The following is a 16,147-nucleotide window of genomic DNA, read 5'->3' on the forward strand; positions in this document are numbered from 1 at the left end:
GGTAAACACCCGATTTTCCCTACCCTTACGGTTCAGCTCAAAAACGTTGCGTTGCAAGCCAAAACCGTTGCGGCGGCCCAACCGCCGTGATTAGCAGTCGATCTCCGCATTCAGGTCGAATTCGGCGAAGGTGCGCGACACGCTTTCCCGCAGCTCATCCTTGGTATTCGACCGCCCGAGCAGATACGCGGAGATTCTGATGAACATCTTGCCGCGACCCCGGCCCGAACCGAGGAAGAGTTGTCCGCCCATGGCATCGAGCGTGCTCTTCTTCATATCGGGCTCGAGGTTTCTCAGATACGCATAGTCGGCATCGGTGCCGTCGGGCCGGTTCGCCGCCGGGGACAGATCACCGACATTGGAGCAAGTCACGGGAAGGGTGGAACCGCCGACCGCCATGCCCGCTACCTTCCTGGCGGCCCACACGGGCGTCAGCGCCGCCAGCGGCAGCGGCGCCAGCCACTCGTTGTCGGGGTCCTCCATCGCCGCGAGGATTGTCTGCGTGATCTTGGCCTGCATGTCAGCGAGGTCGGTCGCCGCGCGCGTGGGATCGACCGTAACGTCAACACTTGTGAGCGCGTTGCCCCGGGTATCGCCGTCGGTCCGCAGCGATACCAGGAATCGCAGGGTGACCGTTCCGTCTTCCTGGACGCGCCCGACCCGCACCGCGAGCCTGCACGCGATTCCCGCGACCAGCGAGTTACTGCTCACGCCAAGGCTTTTCGCGCGGGAATCCCATTCCGTCAAATCGATGTACGCGATCAGGGCGGGCACCTCTACGGGCTGGTCGTCGCCAGCCGACCTCGGGGATGGCGGCGCCGCCTTCACCGACGATCTGAGCTCTTGGCGGTCGCGCCGCGCCCGTCGAGCCACGGCGCCCAACGCGTGCCCTATCTCGGGCAGGTCCTTGACGGTCTGCCGGAGATCCTCACGCACCGCCTGCCGCAGCGTGCGCGATCCCGCAGGCGGATAACCGAATTCGCGCGTCCTGCCCTCGGCGGCGTCTTCTATCGCCTGGCCGAACGCGATGGCGTCGACGATCGTGTGCGAAGCCACCAGACTCACCGCGGTCCCGCCGTCCTCGAGCGGAAGCACCCCGAGATGCCAGGCCGGCCCCCACTCCGGATCGATGGGGAGGCGCGCCCGCTCGTCGGCCCACGCGTTCACCGCGGAACGGGGCCGCGGCTTCGCCGCGAAGTCGATCTCCTCCGGCTCCGGAGCCAACACCCAGCGATCACGCGCGAACGGCAACGCGGCCCGTTCGATCCGGCGTCCCAACAACCCGCGGCCGAGATTGCGGTGAAAACGCTTCAACCCCTCGACATCGACGGCGCGGTCGTATATCCATGTGGCCTGAATCAGCGCGCCGTGCACCGCCCGCAGCGCGAGGAACGCCGCCTGGTCCAGATACGCGAGCCGATCGTCCACCGGCTCAACACCATTCGTGCTGACCCGGGCCAGCGGGGCGGCGGTGGCGGCGGTGTCGGTGAGCAGCTCCGCGAGGTGGCCGGCCAGCTTCGCCGGGGTGGGATGGTCGAACGCCAGCGTCGCCGGCAGGGCCAGGCCGGTGCGTTGGTTGACCGTGTTGCGCAGTTCCAGGGCCGTCAGCGAGTCGATGCCGAGCTCCTTGAAGGGGCTGTCGGGATCGAGTGCGGCCGGGTCGGGGTGGGCCAACACGGCGGCGGTGGTGGCGGTGACCATCGCGGTCAGGGTGTCCAGCCGCTGCCGCGGCGTTTGGCTGGCCAACGTGGCGGCAAGCGTTTTCGGGCTGGCGGTGGCGGCCTGCGGGCGGCTGGTGGTCAGGGCGGACAGGATCGGATCCAGCGTGCCGTTGCGTGCCTGACGGGCCAGCGCGCCGGTGTTGAACGGGCTGGCCAGCACGTTGGTCGGCTGACTGGCGAGCGCGGCGTCGAACAGCGCCAGGCCGCGCTCGTTGGTGATGGGGGTGAGCCCGGTGCTGCTAAGGCGGGTCAGGTCGCTCGTGCTGAGGTGGGCGGTCATGCCCGACGGGGTCTGCCAGTAGCCCCACGCCACGCTGGTGGCCTGCCGTTGGGTGTGGTGGCGGTGGTGCGCCAGCGCGTCCAGGAACGCGTTGGCGGCGGCGTAGTTGGCCTGCCCGGCGCTGCCCAATGTGCCCGCGGCGGAGGAAAATAGCACGAACGCGGCCAGGTCGCGGTCGGCGGTGAGGTGATGCAGGTGCCACGCCGCGTCGGCCTTGGCGGCCAAGACCGCATCGAGTTGTTCGGGGCTCAGGTCGGTCACCAGGGCGTCGTCGAGGACGCCGGCGGCGTGGATCACCGCGGTCAACGGGTGGTCGGCGGGCATCGCGTCGAGTGCCGCGGCCACCTCGGCAGGGTCGCTGGTGTCGCAGGCGGCGATCGTGACTTGGGCGCCCAACCCGGCCAGCCGCTGTTGCAGTTCGCCCGCGCCGGGCGCGTCGCTTCCGCTGCGGGACAACAGCAATAGGTGCCCGACGCCATGGCGGGTGATCAGATGTTCGGCGAACAGCGCGCCCAGCATCCCGGTGCCACCGGTGATCAGCACCGTGCCTTGGGGATCCAATACCGCCGGCGGGATCAGCACGATCTTTCCGGTGTGGCGGGCTTGGCTCATGTCGCGGAAGGCATGCGGGGCGTTCAGCAGGCCGTAGCTGGTGGTGGGCAGCGGCTTGAGGACACCGGCGGCGAACATCTCGGTCAGGGCCGCCCAGGCGGGCTGCAAGTCGTCCGCCGGTGCGCTGGACAGGTCGTAGACCCGATAGTCGACTCCCCGATGGGATGCGGCGATGTCGTCGGCCCGGCGTATATCGGTCTTGCCGATTTCGACGAAACTGCCTCCGCGGGGCAGCAATTGCAGTGAGGCGCCGACGAACTCCCCGGCCAGGCTGTTGAGCACGACATCCATGCCCTGCCCATCGGTGGCGGCCTTGAAGGTGTCGACGAATTCCAGGGTGCGTGACGAGGCGACATGCGCGGGATCGAGCCCCAGCCCAATGAGCACGTGGTGTTTGTTCGGGTGCGCGGTGGCGAAAACCTCCGCACCGAGGTGGCGTGCGATCTGGATGGCGGCCTGACCGACGCCGCCGGCGCCCGCGTGGATGAGCACTCGTTGGCCGGCCGACAGCCCGGCGATCTCGACCAAAGCGGCGTAGGCGGTGAGGAACACGATCGGCGCGGATGCGGCCTGGGTGAACGACCATCCGGACGGGATCGGCACCAGCATGCGCTCGTCGGCGATCGCGCTGGGCGCGAACGCGTTGTGCGGGAACAGGCCCATCACCGCGTCCCCGGGACGCAGCGATGCGCCCGCGCCGGCGTCGAGGACGACCCCGGCGCCCTCGCTACCCATCCCGTCATCGGCGATGGCGCCCAACGCGACGACCACGTCACGGAAGTTCAGCCCGGCGGCCCGCACCTGAACGCGAATCTCTCCGGGCGCCAGGGTGTTTGGCCGGTCGGTGGGGAGCAGGGCCAGGTTGCTCAGATCACCCTTGCGGGTAATGCCCAACTTCCAGTCGGGCGCGTCCGGCGGGGTCAGGGTCGCGATGCGGGCCAGACGCGGGATGTGGGCAACGCCGTGGCGCACGGCCAGCTCCGGCTCGCCCGACGGCCGCGCCGCAGCGACGGCGAGCAGGCGGTCGAGGGAGGTGCCGTCGGTGTCGATCAGGGTGATGCGGTCGGGGTGCTCGTTCTGCGCGGTGTGGATCAGCGCCCAGACCGCGGCGTGCGCCAAATCCGGGACACCGTCATACGCGCCGACGCTCACCGCGCGACGGGTGACGATCACCAGGTGGGTGTGGGCGTTGTCGGGCCGGGCCAGCCAGCCCTGGAGCTGGGCCAAGACATCGCGGGTCAGGGCGTGCACTCGCCGCAGCGGGTCGGCGTCGTCGGCGTGTGGCAGCGGCCAGATCACCAACTCCGGGGGCGCGGTCACCGAGGCGAGGTCGTTGACGGTGCACACCGCCGGTGGTTGGGCGCCCGACGGCGCGGCCAGATCGGGCGCCGCCGGCCAGGTCAGCTCGAACATGCTGTCGGCGAGCCCGGCGATCGAAGCGGGCCGGCCGATCTGGTCAGAGACGGCGCGCAACGTCAACGCGCCGATGGTGATCACCGGCGCGCCGGTGAGGTCGGTGGCGTGCAGCGCGAACGTATCCTCGCCGGTGCGGGTGAGGTGTACGTGCAGCTGGGTAGCCGCGGTGGCGTACAAGCTGATTCCGTTGAGCGCGTACGGGATCCGCGGCGAGCCAGGGTCGGCCGAGTCGGACACGGAAGCCAACGGGTGTAGGGCCGCGTCGAGGAGGGCGGGGTGGATGCCGTAGCCGGTGACATCGGTGCCGGCGGGCAGCGCCACCTCGGCATAAACGACGTCGGGCCGGGCCGGGTCGGTGCCGATGCCCCGGACCGACCGGAACGGACCGCCGTAGTTGTAGCCCTGCAGGGCCAGCCGGTCGTAGAAGTCGTCCTGATCGATCGCTTCCACACCCACCGCGGGCGGCGGGGAGCCGGCGGCCGGCTGACGGGCGCTGAGCGCGCCGCTCGCGTGCAGCGTCCACGCGGCCGGATGCTCCCCGCCGGGGCGCGAGTGCACGCTGAACGGACGCCGGCCCAGCTCGTCGAGCGGGTGAACCAGGACCTGCAGATCGGTCGGCGCCTGCTCCGACAGGGTCAGGGCGGTGTGCAAGATCAGCTCATCGATCACCGGGGAGCCGGCCAACTCACCGGCCCGCAGGATCACCTCGATGAACCCCGTCGCCGGGAACAAGATGGTGCCGTTCACCCGGTGGCCGCCCAGCCACTCCTGGGTGCTGGGCGAGAGCCGCCCGCTGACCATGATCTGGTCTTCGTCGGCCAATTCGGCGACCGCGCCCAGCAAGGGGTGGTCCGCGCGGTCCAGGCCGAGCGCGGCCGCGTCGTCGGTGGGCGTGGGGGCGAGCCAGTAGCGGCGGTGGTCGAAGGGGTAGGTCGGCAGTGCGACGGTGTGCGCGCGGGGGTAGAGCGCTGGCCAGGAGGGGCTGTGGCCGTGAGTGTGCAACTGCGCCAACGCCATTGCCAGGCTGTCGTGGTCCGGACGTTCCCGGTGCAGCGTGATGACGACCGCCGACTGGGCCCGCCCCGGGGTCTGGGCCAGCGTGTCGGTCAGGGCCGGGGCCAACACCGGATGCGGGGACAGTTCCACGAAGCTGCATTCCCCCGCGCCCAGCCGCTCGGCCACCCGGTCATGAAAGCGGACGGGCTCGCGCAGGTTCCGATACCAGTAGTCGGCGTCCATCGTCGTGGTGTCCAACGGATCACCCGAAACGGCTTGTCCCACGGTGGAATACAGCGGGACGCGCGACAGGGCCGGGCTGAGCTCGCCGAGCTCGGACAGGAGGCGCTCGCGTACCGCCTCGACTTGGGCGCAGTGCGAGGCGTAATCCACCGCGATCTGACGGATCTGGATGCCGTCACGCTCAGCCGCCGTGGTGAATTCCTGTAGCGCGGCCGGGTCGCCGCTGATGATGGTGTGCGACGGGCCGTTGATCGCCGAGATGCTCAACGCCCCGTTCCACGGTCCCAGCAGCGGTTCGAGTGCCTCGGCGCCCAACAACACCGAGGCCATCGCGCCGGCCCCACACAGTTCGCCCAGGGCTTGGCTGCGCCGCGCCACGATCTGGGCCGCCTCGGGCAGCGAGAACACCCCGGCCAGATACGCCGCGGCGATCTCACCCTGCGAGTGCCCGATCACCGCATCCGGGAAGATGCCGTACGAACCCAACACCTCGGCCAACGACACCATCATGGTGAACAGCACCGGCTGAACCACATCCACACGATCCAGCGCCGGCGCCCCCGACTCCTGCAACAACACCTCACGCACCGACCAGCCGGTGAACGGGCGCAACGCCTCATCGCAGTCGTCGACCATGTCGGCAAAGACGCGGTGGCGTGCGTAGAGTTCGCGGCCCATCCCCGGGTATTGGCCACCCTGGCCCGGCAACACGAACACCGTCTTGCCGCGAACCTGGGCCAGGCAGTGGTGCTGGGTGAGCTGCGGGTGGGTTTGGCCGTCACGCAACGCGTCTAACGCGCCCAGCAGAGCTTCGCGGGGATCGGCGCTGTCGCCCGCTGCGGTGATCACCGCCCGGTACGGGTGATGGGCACGGGTGGTGGCCAGGCTGTAGGCCACATCGGTCAGATCCAGCTCCGGGTGAGCGAGCAGGTGGTGGTGCAGCCGGTCGGCCTGGGCGCGCACCGCCGCCGGCGTGCGCGCCGACACCGGCCACACCCGAAGCCCGAACTCCACACCCTCACTGGGCTCGGGCTCGGGCTCGACGGGTGCTTCGGGTGCTTGTTGCAGGATCACGTGGGCGTTGGTGCCGCTGATCCCGAACGAGGACACCGCCGCCGTACGGGGATGATCGGTGTCCGGCCAAGCCACCGGCTCGGTGAGCAGGCGTACCGTGCCCGCCGACCAATCCACATGCGGGCTGGGCCGATCCACGTTCAACGTCGGCGGCAAACTGTCGTGATTGAGCGCCTCGATCATCTTGATCAACCCCGCCACCCCGGCCGCGGCCTGGGTGTGACCGATGTTCGACTTGATCGACCCCAACCACAACGGATGCTCTGGTCCCCGCGCCGCGCCGTAAGTGGCGATCAGGGCACCCGCCTCGATCGGATCCCCCAACGTCGTGCCGGTGCCATGCGCCTCGACCACATCGACCTGACCCAGCCCGACACCCGCATTAGCCGCCGCCTGAGCGATCACCCGTTGCTGCGCCGGACCATTCGGCGCCGTCAACCCGTTCGACGCACCGTCCTGGTTGATCGCCGACCCCGCGATCACCGCCACCACCGGATGGCCGTGGCGCCGGGCATCACTGAGCCGCTCCAACACCACCACCGCCGCACCCTCACCCCACCCAGTGCCATCGGCATTGGCCGCAAACGCCTTACAGCGCCCATCAGCGGCCAACCCGCGCTGGCGGGCGAACTCGGTGAACACCGACGGGGTCGTCATGACTGTGACACCCCCGGCCAGAGCAAGAGACGACTCCCCATTGCGCAGCGACTGACACGCCAAATGCGTGGCCACCAACGACGACGAACAGGCGGTATCCACGGTGATCGCCGGGCCCTGCAACCCCAACGCATACGCCACCCGCCCCGAGGCCACGCTGGGGGACAGACCCGTCAGCGCATAGCCCTCCACGCCCTCCGAGCCGCCCCCGCCGTAGGACTGTGACCACGCCCCGACGAACACCCCGGTCTCGGTACGCACCAACCCGGCCGGATCAATCCGGGCCGTCTCCAACGCTTCCCAACACACCTCCAGCAGCAACCGCTGCTGAGGATCCATGGTTTGGGCCTCGCGCCCCGAAATCCCGAAGAACTCCGCGTCGAACCCGGCCGCGTCCACCAGGAACCCCCCGGCGCGGGCATACGTCTTGCCCACCGCATCCGGATCGGGATCGAACAACTCCCCCAAATTCCAGCCCCGGTCGCCCGGAAAACCCCCCACCGCATCGGTGCCGGTGGCCACCAAATCCCACAATGCCGCCGGCGAATCCACCCCACCCGGGAACCGACATGCCATGCCCACCACCGCAATCGGCTCGTCCACCGCGACCTGCGATTCCACCGGCGAGGCCGCCGCGACCGGCCCGATCAGCAGCTGGGCCAGGCGGGCGGCCAACTCGTCGGGCGTCGGATAGTCGAACGCCAGCGTCGCCGGCAACGGCAACTCGGTTTCGGTCCTGAGCCGATCCAGCAACTCCGTGGCCTTCACCGAATCGAAACCCAGGTCCCGAAACGCCGACCCGGGGTCGATGTCGTCCGGGCTGGGCCGCCCCAACACCGCCGCCGCCTGCGCGCACACCATCCCCACCAGCAGGTCATGTTGCTGCTGGCTTAGCGTGCGAACACGTTGGGCCAATCCCGAGTCGGCCCCGGCGTCCGCGGCGGTGTCCTCGACCGCGCGCGGCTTTGACGGGCCGATGTGCGCGTCCAAACGGGTGAAGGCGCCCTGCTGATAGAGCTTCGAGCAATCCCGTCGCCTCACCTTGCCGCTTGTGGTGAGGGGAATCGAATGTGGGGGCACCAGAACGAGATCCGCGACGCTCAGTTCGTGCGTCCTCGATATCGCTGCGATGATTTCACGCCGGGTGGCGATCAACCGTTGCGCGTCTTCGTCGGAATCGCCACCGGGCTTGAGTTCGACGATTGTGACGAGTTTCTCGGGACCGTCATCGTCCGAAACCGCGATCGCCACGCAGCGGCCGCGGGTGATCTCCTGGATCGTCGCCTCAATATCGTCGGGAGAATGGTTGCGCCCGTAGACGATCAAGAGATCCTTGATCCGGCCGACGATGAACATCTCGCCTTCGGAGTAGAAGCCCAGGTCCCCCGTCCGCAGCCAGGGCCCTTCCGGTGTGCCGTCCGTCGCGCCGACGATCGTTCTGCCGAAGACACGTTCTGTCTCTTCGGGTTTCTGCCAATAGCCCGAGCAGACGTTGTCACCGATCGTCCAGATCTCGCCGACCGTTCCCTCCGGGCACTCCATGCTCGTCTCGGGGTCGACGATCCGCACGATCGGCCACTTGGGCATGCCGTAACTGACCAGCGGGATACCGGCACCGTCCGCGCACCGCTCGCCACGGCCGGCGGTCATCTGCTCCGAATCGAAAGACACGGTCACTGGCGGGTGGCCCGCTTCGCGCGTCGCCACCACGAGCGTGGCTTCCGCGAGTCCGTAGGAGGGGCGCAACGCCTCGGGGCGGAAGTTGAAGCGGGCAAACCGGTCCGCGAAGCGCCACAGCGTCGGGGGGTTCACGCGTTCGGCGCCATTCAGGATCGTGCGCACGCCCCCGAGGTCCAGCCCGGCCAGGTCGTCGTCCGACGTCTTTCGCGTCGCCAATTCGAACGCGATGTTGGGTGCCGCCGAGAAGGCGTGCGGGTTGCCGGCCAGCATTTGCATCCACCGCGCCGGGCGCTGCAGGAAGGACGGCGGGCTCGTGAGCACCGTGGGGAATCCCCACAGGACCGGGAAGGCGATGCCCAGGATCAAGCCCATGTCGTGGAACAACGGCAGCCACGACACCACGGTGGTGTCCGGTGGGGCCACCCCCCCGTCTGCCTCGTAGTACATGGCCATGATCTGTTCGCAGTTGACCTGAATGTTCTTGTGCGAGACCACCACTCCCGCGGGGGTGCGGGTCGACCCGGAGGTGTATTGCAGGTGCGCGATGCTCGTCTCGCCGTCGGTGTCCGCGGCGGCGGCAAGCCGAGAGTCAAGATTCAGCCGATCGACCTCGACGACCGATGGCGCGCCGGGCTCCGACTTCGCGTACTCGGCGATGATGTCCACGGCAGCGGATGTGGTCAGAATCGTCGAAGGCGACGCGTCATGCAGGACGGCGCTGACACGCTCGTCGCTGGCGCCACCCACCGGCATCGACAGCGGAACCGCGATCTGACCGGCCTGCAGCGCGCCAAGAAACCCGACGACGTAGTCGAGCCCCTGCGGCGCCAGGATCACGGCGCGGTCCCCGGTCGACCCGCAGGCTTTGAGTTCCCGCGCCAGGTTCAGCGTGCGCCGATACAGCTGCGACCACGTCAGGCTTTCGGCGACGCCCTCCCAGTCGTTCTCGTAATCGAGATACGTGAACGCCAGGTCGTCGGGCCGCGAACTGGCACGCTCCCGCAGGACCTCGGGAATGGAATGCTCAAGCACAGCTTGACGATACCGATGAACACACGGGGCGTCGGCGAAACCGCCCAGCCCAGGGCAAGCCGCCAGCGTGCGGTTGAGCACTCGCGTTTTCGCTGGGGACGCCGCCGCTAGGCGGGCACGTGCAGCTTGATGGCCTCGACCAGGTGACGCCCGACATCGTCGAGCGGAACCGTCGACCGCGTCGCGATCGCGAGGATTACGGCGCCTTCGATGGCGGCGACGGTCAAGGTCGCCAGCGAGCGTGCGTTGTCACGATCCGTGCCGGCCCGGACCAGCCGGTCGGCGAGGATCGTCTGCCAGTCACCAAAGGCCTCGGAGGCCGCCTGCGCGGCCGCCGGCGCTTCGGAGCGGCCGAGGACCGCCGCCACGATCGGACAGCCCGCTTCAATCTGCGTCGCGCTCAGCTGCGCCTTCCATTCGTCGATGAAGGTCTGGACCGCCTGGGCGGGATCGCTGTCGTCACCCGACCGGATCACCGCGGTCAACGCCTCCCCCGCGAGGCGGGTGGCTTCGGCGACGAGCTCGGCCTTGCCACCGGGAAAGTTCAGGTAAACGGTCCTGCGGGCCACTCCGCTGTCCTCCAGCAGCGCGTTGAGGCCGGTTCCGGCGACGCCCCGCCGTCGCACCAGCCCCGTGACACTGGCGATGAGAGCATCCCGCGCCGACATATTTTCGCCTTCCGTTGCAGCTTGGGGTTGAACTATACCAATCGGTCTACTAGCCTGAGGCCATGACGAGCACCAACGAGCAAAAGACGCTGCGAAAGTTCCGCAGGGAACGTGCGATCGGACGCTATCTGCTCAATCCGGCGGTGAAGGGGCTGAACGCGCTCGGGGTGCGCACCACCATGGCCACCGACCTGGAGACCATCGGCCGCAAGACCGGCCAGGCTCGCCGAGTTCCCGTGTCGGCCCAATTCGATGACGCCGGCGCGTGGGTGATCTGCCAGCACGGCACCCGCTCCGGCTGGGGCAGAAACATCACCGACAACCCGAATGTCCTTATGCGACAGGGCAATCGGTGGCGCGCCGGGGTCGCGACGTTCAGGCCGGACGACGACGTCGTCGCGCGCGCCCGCAAGTTCGGACGACTGGGGGCCAGGATGGTCAAGGCGCTGGAAACGACGCCGGTGTCGGTACGGATCGACTTCGCCGACTAGTCACGACGCGGCGGGCGCGTACTGCCAGACCACGTCGTGGTTCGCCTCCGCCGTCGGGTTGCACCACATCGTGCGCCCGGCGGCGTCCCGGGCGGTGGCGTTCCGCACCGAGCATGGGTGGCCTGCGGCCGGGAGGTTGAAGTACGCGACTGCCATGCCGATCGCGATGATGATCGCGGTGGCGGACGAGACCATCGCCAACCGGAGGAATCCGAGTTTCCTGTTCGCCTTCTTCTCCGCCGTGGTGCGCATGGGGCTCCTCCCGTCAAATGGATCGGTCCTGCTCGTGAACTGAGCATCGGCGCGAGGGCTTGGGGGATTCTTGATGGATTCTTGGCGGGCGTTTGGGCCGGTAGGCGCGGCAAGTACCGTTAGGCGGGTGAGCCAGCCCGACCCCGTCCTGTACAGCGTCGACGCGCGCGTCGCGCTTATCACCGTCAACGACCCCGATCGGCGCAATGCCTTCACCGACGAGATGTCGGCGCGGCTGCGGGAGGCCGTGGAGCGGGCGGAAGCAGATCCCGACGTGCACGCCGTCGTGGTCACCGGCGCGGGCAAGGCGTTTTGTGCCGGCGCCGACCTGAGCGCTCTCGGCGCCGCCGGTGCCGGAGCGGCGGAGACGGGGCTGCGGCGCATCTACGACGGGTTCATGGCCGTCGGCAATTGCCGGTTGCCCACGATCGCCGCGGTCAACGGGGCGGCCGTCGGCGCGGGCCTCAACCTGGCGCTGGCGGCGGACGTGCGCATCGCGGGGCCCGGCGCGTTGTTCGACGCCCGTTTCCAAAAGCTCGGCCTCCATCCCGGCGGCGGTGCGACCTGGATGCTGCAACGTGCGGTGGGTCCCCAGGTCGCGCGCGCGGCCCTGTTGTTCGGGATGCGCTTCGACGCCGAAGCCGCCGTGCGGCACGGGTTGGCCCTCAGCGTTGCCGACGACCCGGTCGCCGCGGCGCTGGAGCTGGCCGCCGGTCCCGCGGCGGCACCGCGCGAGGTGGTGCTGGCGACCAAGGCGACGATGCGCGCCACGATCAACCCGGGATCGGTGGACACCGAAGCGCACGACCTTGCCATGCGCACGGAGCTCGGGCCGCAGGCGTCTTCCATCCAATCGCCGGAATTTGCAAGCAGATTGGCGGCGGCGCGGCAGCGCTAACCTAGCGCTTTACGCGCGACACCTTAATCCCGTACACGACACGCCGACGCGCGTCGCCATCACTTAAGTCTGGGTGAGCCGTTAGCTCCCGGGATCTCCAGCGCAATGGGTGTGGTCTGGCAGAACCGTTCCGCCGCCGGAGTTTGCCACGGCGGCCGTCTCCGCGTCAGCACGTGTGGGACCCCAGCCGCCGAAGTATCTGGTGTGCGCCGGAGGCATGGCAATCGCCACGCACCCGCCCTGCCCGCTGGCCAAAAGACGACAGTCGCTAATCGTATTGCGACAGGCCGACATCACCGTCTTCTCTATATCGGATTGGCTTTTTCCTCCGACGCTGAAATTGATCTTCCCCGTGGAGTCCGAGATCGCCATGGCGATCCACGGGTCGTCGGCATGCGCGAGCGGCGTTGCTGCGAATGCCATGCCGATCGCGATCGCCGCCGCTGCTGGTGTCTTCATGGCGCTCCCCGCCCTTTTCCGTTGCGCTGCGCCGCAGTGGCGCAGGTAAACGCGAGGAGACGATTCTCCCCCGTCGCGGCGTCCGGCGCGAGAGCAGCGCGGCAGCCGCCCCGCTGACCTGTGCATTTGTCACGAGCAGCCGGGTTTCGAATCACGTGGCGAGGGCCCTACTGACGCCTATAGGTCCAGCAGGGCGGTCTCGGGCGACTCCATCAGATCCCTCAGCTCGCAGACGAACTGCGCCACCTGGGCACCGTCCGCCACACGGTGATCGAACACGCACGTCAGGCCCATCGTCGACCGGACAACGACCCCGTCGCCGACGACCACCGGGCGTGGCCGGATCGCTCCCATGCCCAGGATCGCCGCCTCCGGATGGTTGATCACCGGCACCCCGTCGTCCACACCCAGCGCCCCGAAGTTCGACACGGTGAACGTCGAGCCCAGCAATTCCGCGGGCATCAGGGTGCCCTCGCGCGCGCCGGCGATCAATTCTGCCGTCCGGCCGGCCAATTCGCGGGTCGTCTTGTTCTGCGCATCGGCGATGACCGGGACCAGCAGCCCGCGCTCGGTGGCCACGCCGAACCCCAGATGCACGCCACGATGGACCTGCACCTGGGGCCCTTCGGGCGCGTCGACCCAGGTCGAGTTGAGAATCATGTTGTGACCCAAGGCGATAACGAGCAGCCGCAGCGTCAGCACGAACGGCGTGATCTCCTGGTGCGCCGGACGGCAGTGGTCGCGCAGCCGCAGCAGCGCGCTGCAATCGACGTCGACACTGACCTTGGCGGCTGGGATTTCCTTGTGGGACAACGCCATCTTCTCCGCCATCCGGGCCTGCACGCCGCGGACCGGCCGAATGTCTCGCCCGGTGCCGCGGGCGGCCGCCAGCACGTCCGCGCGGGTGATGATCTCATCCGCATCGCGCCGCACCGAGGCGAGGTCGACCGCGAGTTCCTTGGCCAGCTTGCGCACGGGTGGGGCGGCGAGCGGCCGGGCGGTCCGCCGGCTGGCGTCGATGCCCGCGTCGGCGCCGTAGCCGACCAAGGTGGGCACCACCGGGCCGCCGTTGGTGGCGGCGGCCGACGCGGTGTCGATGCGGACCAGCACCGCGCCGACGTTGAGCACGTCGCCTTCGGCACCATTGGTTTCGACGATTCGCCCGGCGTACGGGCTCGGGATTTCCACCTCGGCCTTGGCGGTCTCCACAGAACACAGGACCTGGTTGAGCTCGACCTCGTCGCCGGCCGCGACGTACCAGCACGACACCGTCACTTCTTCCAGCCCCTCGCCGAGGTCGGGAACCCGGAACGGCTTGACGCGCTCGTCGGTGCTCACGGCATCTCCAGCGCGCGTTCGACACAGTCGAGCAGGCGGTCCGGGCCGGGCAGCCACAGCCTTTCCAACCGTGCCGGCGGATAGGGCGTGTCGAAACCGCAGGCGCGCAGCACCGGCGCCTCCAGCTCGTAGAACATCTCTTCCTGGATGCGGGCGGCCAGGCCTGCCCCGTAGCCGAGGCTGCGCGGCCCTTCATGCAAAACGACGCAGCGCCCCGTCCGATGGATCGACGCGGCGATGGTGTCGAAATCCAACGGGACCAGCGACCGCAGATCGATGACTTCCAGGCTCCACCCGCGTTGGCGCTGAGCGTCTTCCGCGGTGGCCACGGCCGTACTGACCAGGCTGCCGTAGGTTACGACGGTCACGTCCCTGCCCGGCCTGCGCACCATGGCCTGTCCGATGGGAGGCTCCGGTCGGCTCACGTCGACCAGGCCGCGGCCTTGATAGCGCCGCTTCGGCTCCAGGTACATCACCGGGTCGGGGCAGGTGATCGCGTGGCGAAGCAGCCAGTAGGCGTCGGCCGGGCTGGACGGCACCACCACCTTCAGGCCGGCGGTGTGCGCCCAGTAGGACTCGGTGGAGTCCGAATGATGCTCGGCCGCACCGATTCCGCCGAACGACGGGATCCGGACGGTGACCGGCATGTCGATCTCGCCGCGGGTGCGCGTGCGGTACTTGGCCAGGTGGCTGACCACCTGATCGAAGGCCGGGTAGGAGAACCCGTCGAACTGGATCTCCGGCACCGGGACAAAGCCACGCAGCGCCAGCCCGACCGCGATGCCGATAATGGCCGACTCCGCCAGCGGTGTGTCGAAACACCTTCCCTCGCCGAACGTTTCGGCTAAACCCTCGGTCACCCGAAACACCCCGCCCTCGACGGAGACGTCCTCGCCAAACACCAGGACGCGATCGTCGGCGTCCATCGCATCACGCAGCGCGCGGTTGAGCGCCTGCACCATGGTCAGCTGTTGCGCCCCGATTGCCGCATCAACAGCGGGCAGGCCCGGGGGTTCGGCGAGCTGGGTCATTCGAGCCTCCCCAGTTCGGCCCGCAGCTGTTGGCGCTGCGTCTCCAGCCCGGGTGTGATCTCGGCGTACACCGTGGTGAACACGTCGTCGACGTCGAAGTCGGGCGCGTCGAACACCGCGTCGCGCAGTTCGGAGCGCATTCGCTTCGCCCGCGCCGCAACCCGATCCTCCAGCCGTTGCGACCACAGGCCCCGGCCCTGCAAATAGATGCGGTAGCGCGGGATCGGGTCCAGCGCCGCCCAGCGGTCGACCTCGTCCTGGGTGCGGTATCGGCTTGGATCGTCCGAGGTGGTGTGCGGGCCGAGCCGGTAGGTGACCGCCTCGATCAACGTCGGTCCGCCGCCGGCTCGGGCCCGGGCGGCGGCCTCGGCCATCACCGCATAGCACGCCAGGACGTCGTTGCCGTCCACCCGGATCCCGGGCATTCCGTAACCAATTGCCTTGTGCGCGATGGACGCTGCGGCCGTCTGTTTGGATACCGGCACCGAGATCGCCCACTGGTTGTTCTGCACGTAGAACACGCACGGCGTATCGAAGACGGCCGCGAAGTTCAACGCCTCGTGCGCGTCCCCCTCGCTGGTGGCGCCGTCGCCGAGGAACGCCACCGTGACCGAGTCCTCCCCGAGGCGTTGCGCGGCCATCGCCGCGCCGACGGCGTGCAGGGTCTGGGTGCCGATCGCGATCGACATTGGGGCGCAGCATTTCTTGGTGAAGTCGAGGCCGCCGTGCCACGTTCCCCGCCACGCCGCCCCGACGTGCCCGGGCGGGATGCCGCGCACCAGATAGACGCCGAGCTCACGGTATTGCGGAAACAGCCAGTCGGTCTTGCGCAGGCAGGCCGCGGCGCCCACCTGGGCGGCTTCCTGGCCCCGGCAGGACGCGAACAGCGCCAGTTGCCCTTGGCGCTTCAGGTTGACGAACTCGGTGTCCAGCTCGCGAGTGACGACCATCATCTCGTAGAGCCAGCACAACGTCTCGGGCGGAAGCTCTCTGTCGTAACGCCGTTCGGCCGTCGGCGTGCCGTCCGCGGCAATGAGTTGCACCGGCTCGAGGTCGACGGTCATCGGCGCCTGAGACTTATCCGCCATACCGCCTCCTTGGCGATCGCCAGCTACCCGAAAGTCACCACTCGCCGCGAGACTGGCGTATCCCCCATTATGCGCCCAAATACGAAGACGCCGCGTTGATCACGGCCGAAGCGAAAACGTGTCGCATAAGCCAGCCGCTAACACGTTGTCGGGGGTCGACGGAGACGACCCAGGGGTGCGCGGATGTCAACTAAACCTGGAGCGGACGGCG

The 16,147-nt window shown here is 68.7% G+C and carries 9 protein-coding genes; 2 read left to right on the plus strand and 7 right to left on the minus strand.

Going from position 1 to position 16,147, the window contains the following annotated elements; translation table 11 throughout:
- Positions 1-90: 90 nt before the first annotated feature.
- Entirely contained in the window at positions 91-9,711 is a 9,621-nt protein-coding gene (locus AC5Y2S_RS13685; protein WP_499956659.1) for a fatty-acid--AMP ligase, read from the minus strand.
- 107 nt (positions 9,712-9,818) lie between these two features.
- Positions 9,819-10,379 carry a TetR/AcrR family transcriptional regulator gene (locus AC5Y2S_RS13690; RefSeq protein ID WP_499956660.1) on the minus strand — a complete coding sequence of 187 codons (561 nt, stop codon included), beginning with the start codon at positions 10,377-10,379 and terminating at the stop codon, positions 9,819-9,821.
- A gap of 62 nt (positions 10,380-10,441) precedes the next feature.
- Between AC5Y2S_RS13690 and AC5Y2S_RS13695 the strand changes: the two genes are divergently transcribed.
- Positions 10,442-10,870, plus strand: coding sequence for a nitroreductase/quinone reductase family protein (locus AC5Y2S_RS13695; RefSeq protein WP_499956661.1), 429 nt, complete (start codon positions 10,442-10,444; stop codon positions 10,868-10,870).
- On the opposite strand, the gene AC5Y2S_RS13700 is transcribed toward AC5Y2S_RS13695, so the two are convergent.
- A complete protein-coding gene (locus AC5Y2S_RS13700; protein ID WP_499904285.1) occupies positions 10,871-11,122 on the minus strand; it encodes a hypothetical protein in 252 nt (83 codons plus the stop codon). It lies immediately after the preceding gene.
- A gap of 127 nt (positions 11,123-11,249) precedes the next feature.
- Here AC5Y2S_RS13700 and AC5Y2S_RS13705 point away from each other — a divergent pair, with 127 nt between their 5' ends.
- A complete protein-coding gene (locus AC5Y2S_RS13705) occupies positions 11,250-12,020 on the plus strand; it encodes an enoyl-CoA hydratase (RefSeq protein ID WP_499904286.1) in 771 nt (256 codons plus the stop codon).
- Between the two features lie 81 nt (positions 12,021-12,101).
- Here AC5Y2S_RS13705 and AC5Y2S_RS13710 read toward each other — a convergent pair whose 3' ends face one another.
- The 4 genes from AC5Y2S_RS13710 to pdhA all read right to left on the minus strand — a co-directional run bounded on the left by AC5Y2S_RS13710 (position 12,102) and on the right by pdhA (position 15,936).
- Positions 12,102-12,479, minus strand: coding sequence for a DUF4189 domain-containing protein (locus tag AC5Y2S_RS13710; RefSeq protein WP_499904287.1), 378 nt, complete (start codon positions 12,477-12,479; stop codon positions 12,102-12,104).
- Between the two features lie 177 nt (positions 12,480-12,656).
- On the minus strand, positions 12,657-13,817 hold the full coding sequence (locus AC5Y2S_RS13715) for a dihydrolipoamide acetyltransferase family protein (RefSeq protein WP_499956662.1): 1,161 nt from the start codon (positions 13,815-13,817) through the stop codon (positions 12,657-12,659).
- Positions 13,814-14,848, minus strand: coding sequence for a 3-methyl-2-oxobutanoate dehydrogenase subunit beta (gene bkdB / locus AC5Y2S_RS13720; protein ID WP_499956663.1), 1,035 nt, complete (start codon positions 14,846-14,848; stop codon positions 13,814-13,816). The genes AC5Y2S_RS13715 and bkdB overlap by 4 nt, the downstream gene beginning before the upstream one ends.
- A complete protein-coding gene (pdhA, locus tag AC5Y2S_RS13725) occupies positions 14,845-15,936 on the minus strand; it encodes a pyruvate dehydrogenase (acetyl-transferring) E1 component subunit alpha (protein ID WP_499956664.1) in 1,092 nt (363 codons plus the stop codon). Before pdhA ends, bkdB begins: the two co-directional genes overlap by 4 nt.
- Positions 15,937-16,147 lie beyond the last annotated feature (211 nt).

The sequence above is a fragment of the Mycobacterium sp. NGS69 genome (assembly GCF_059812165.1).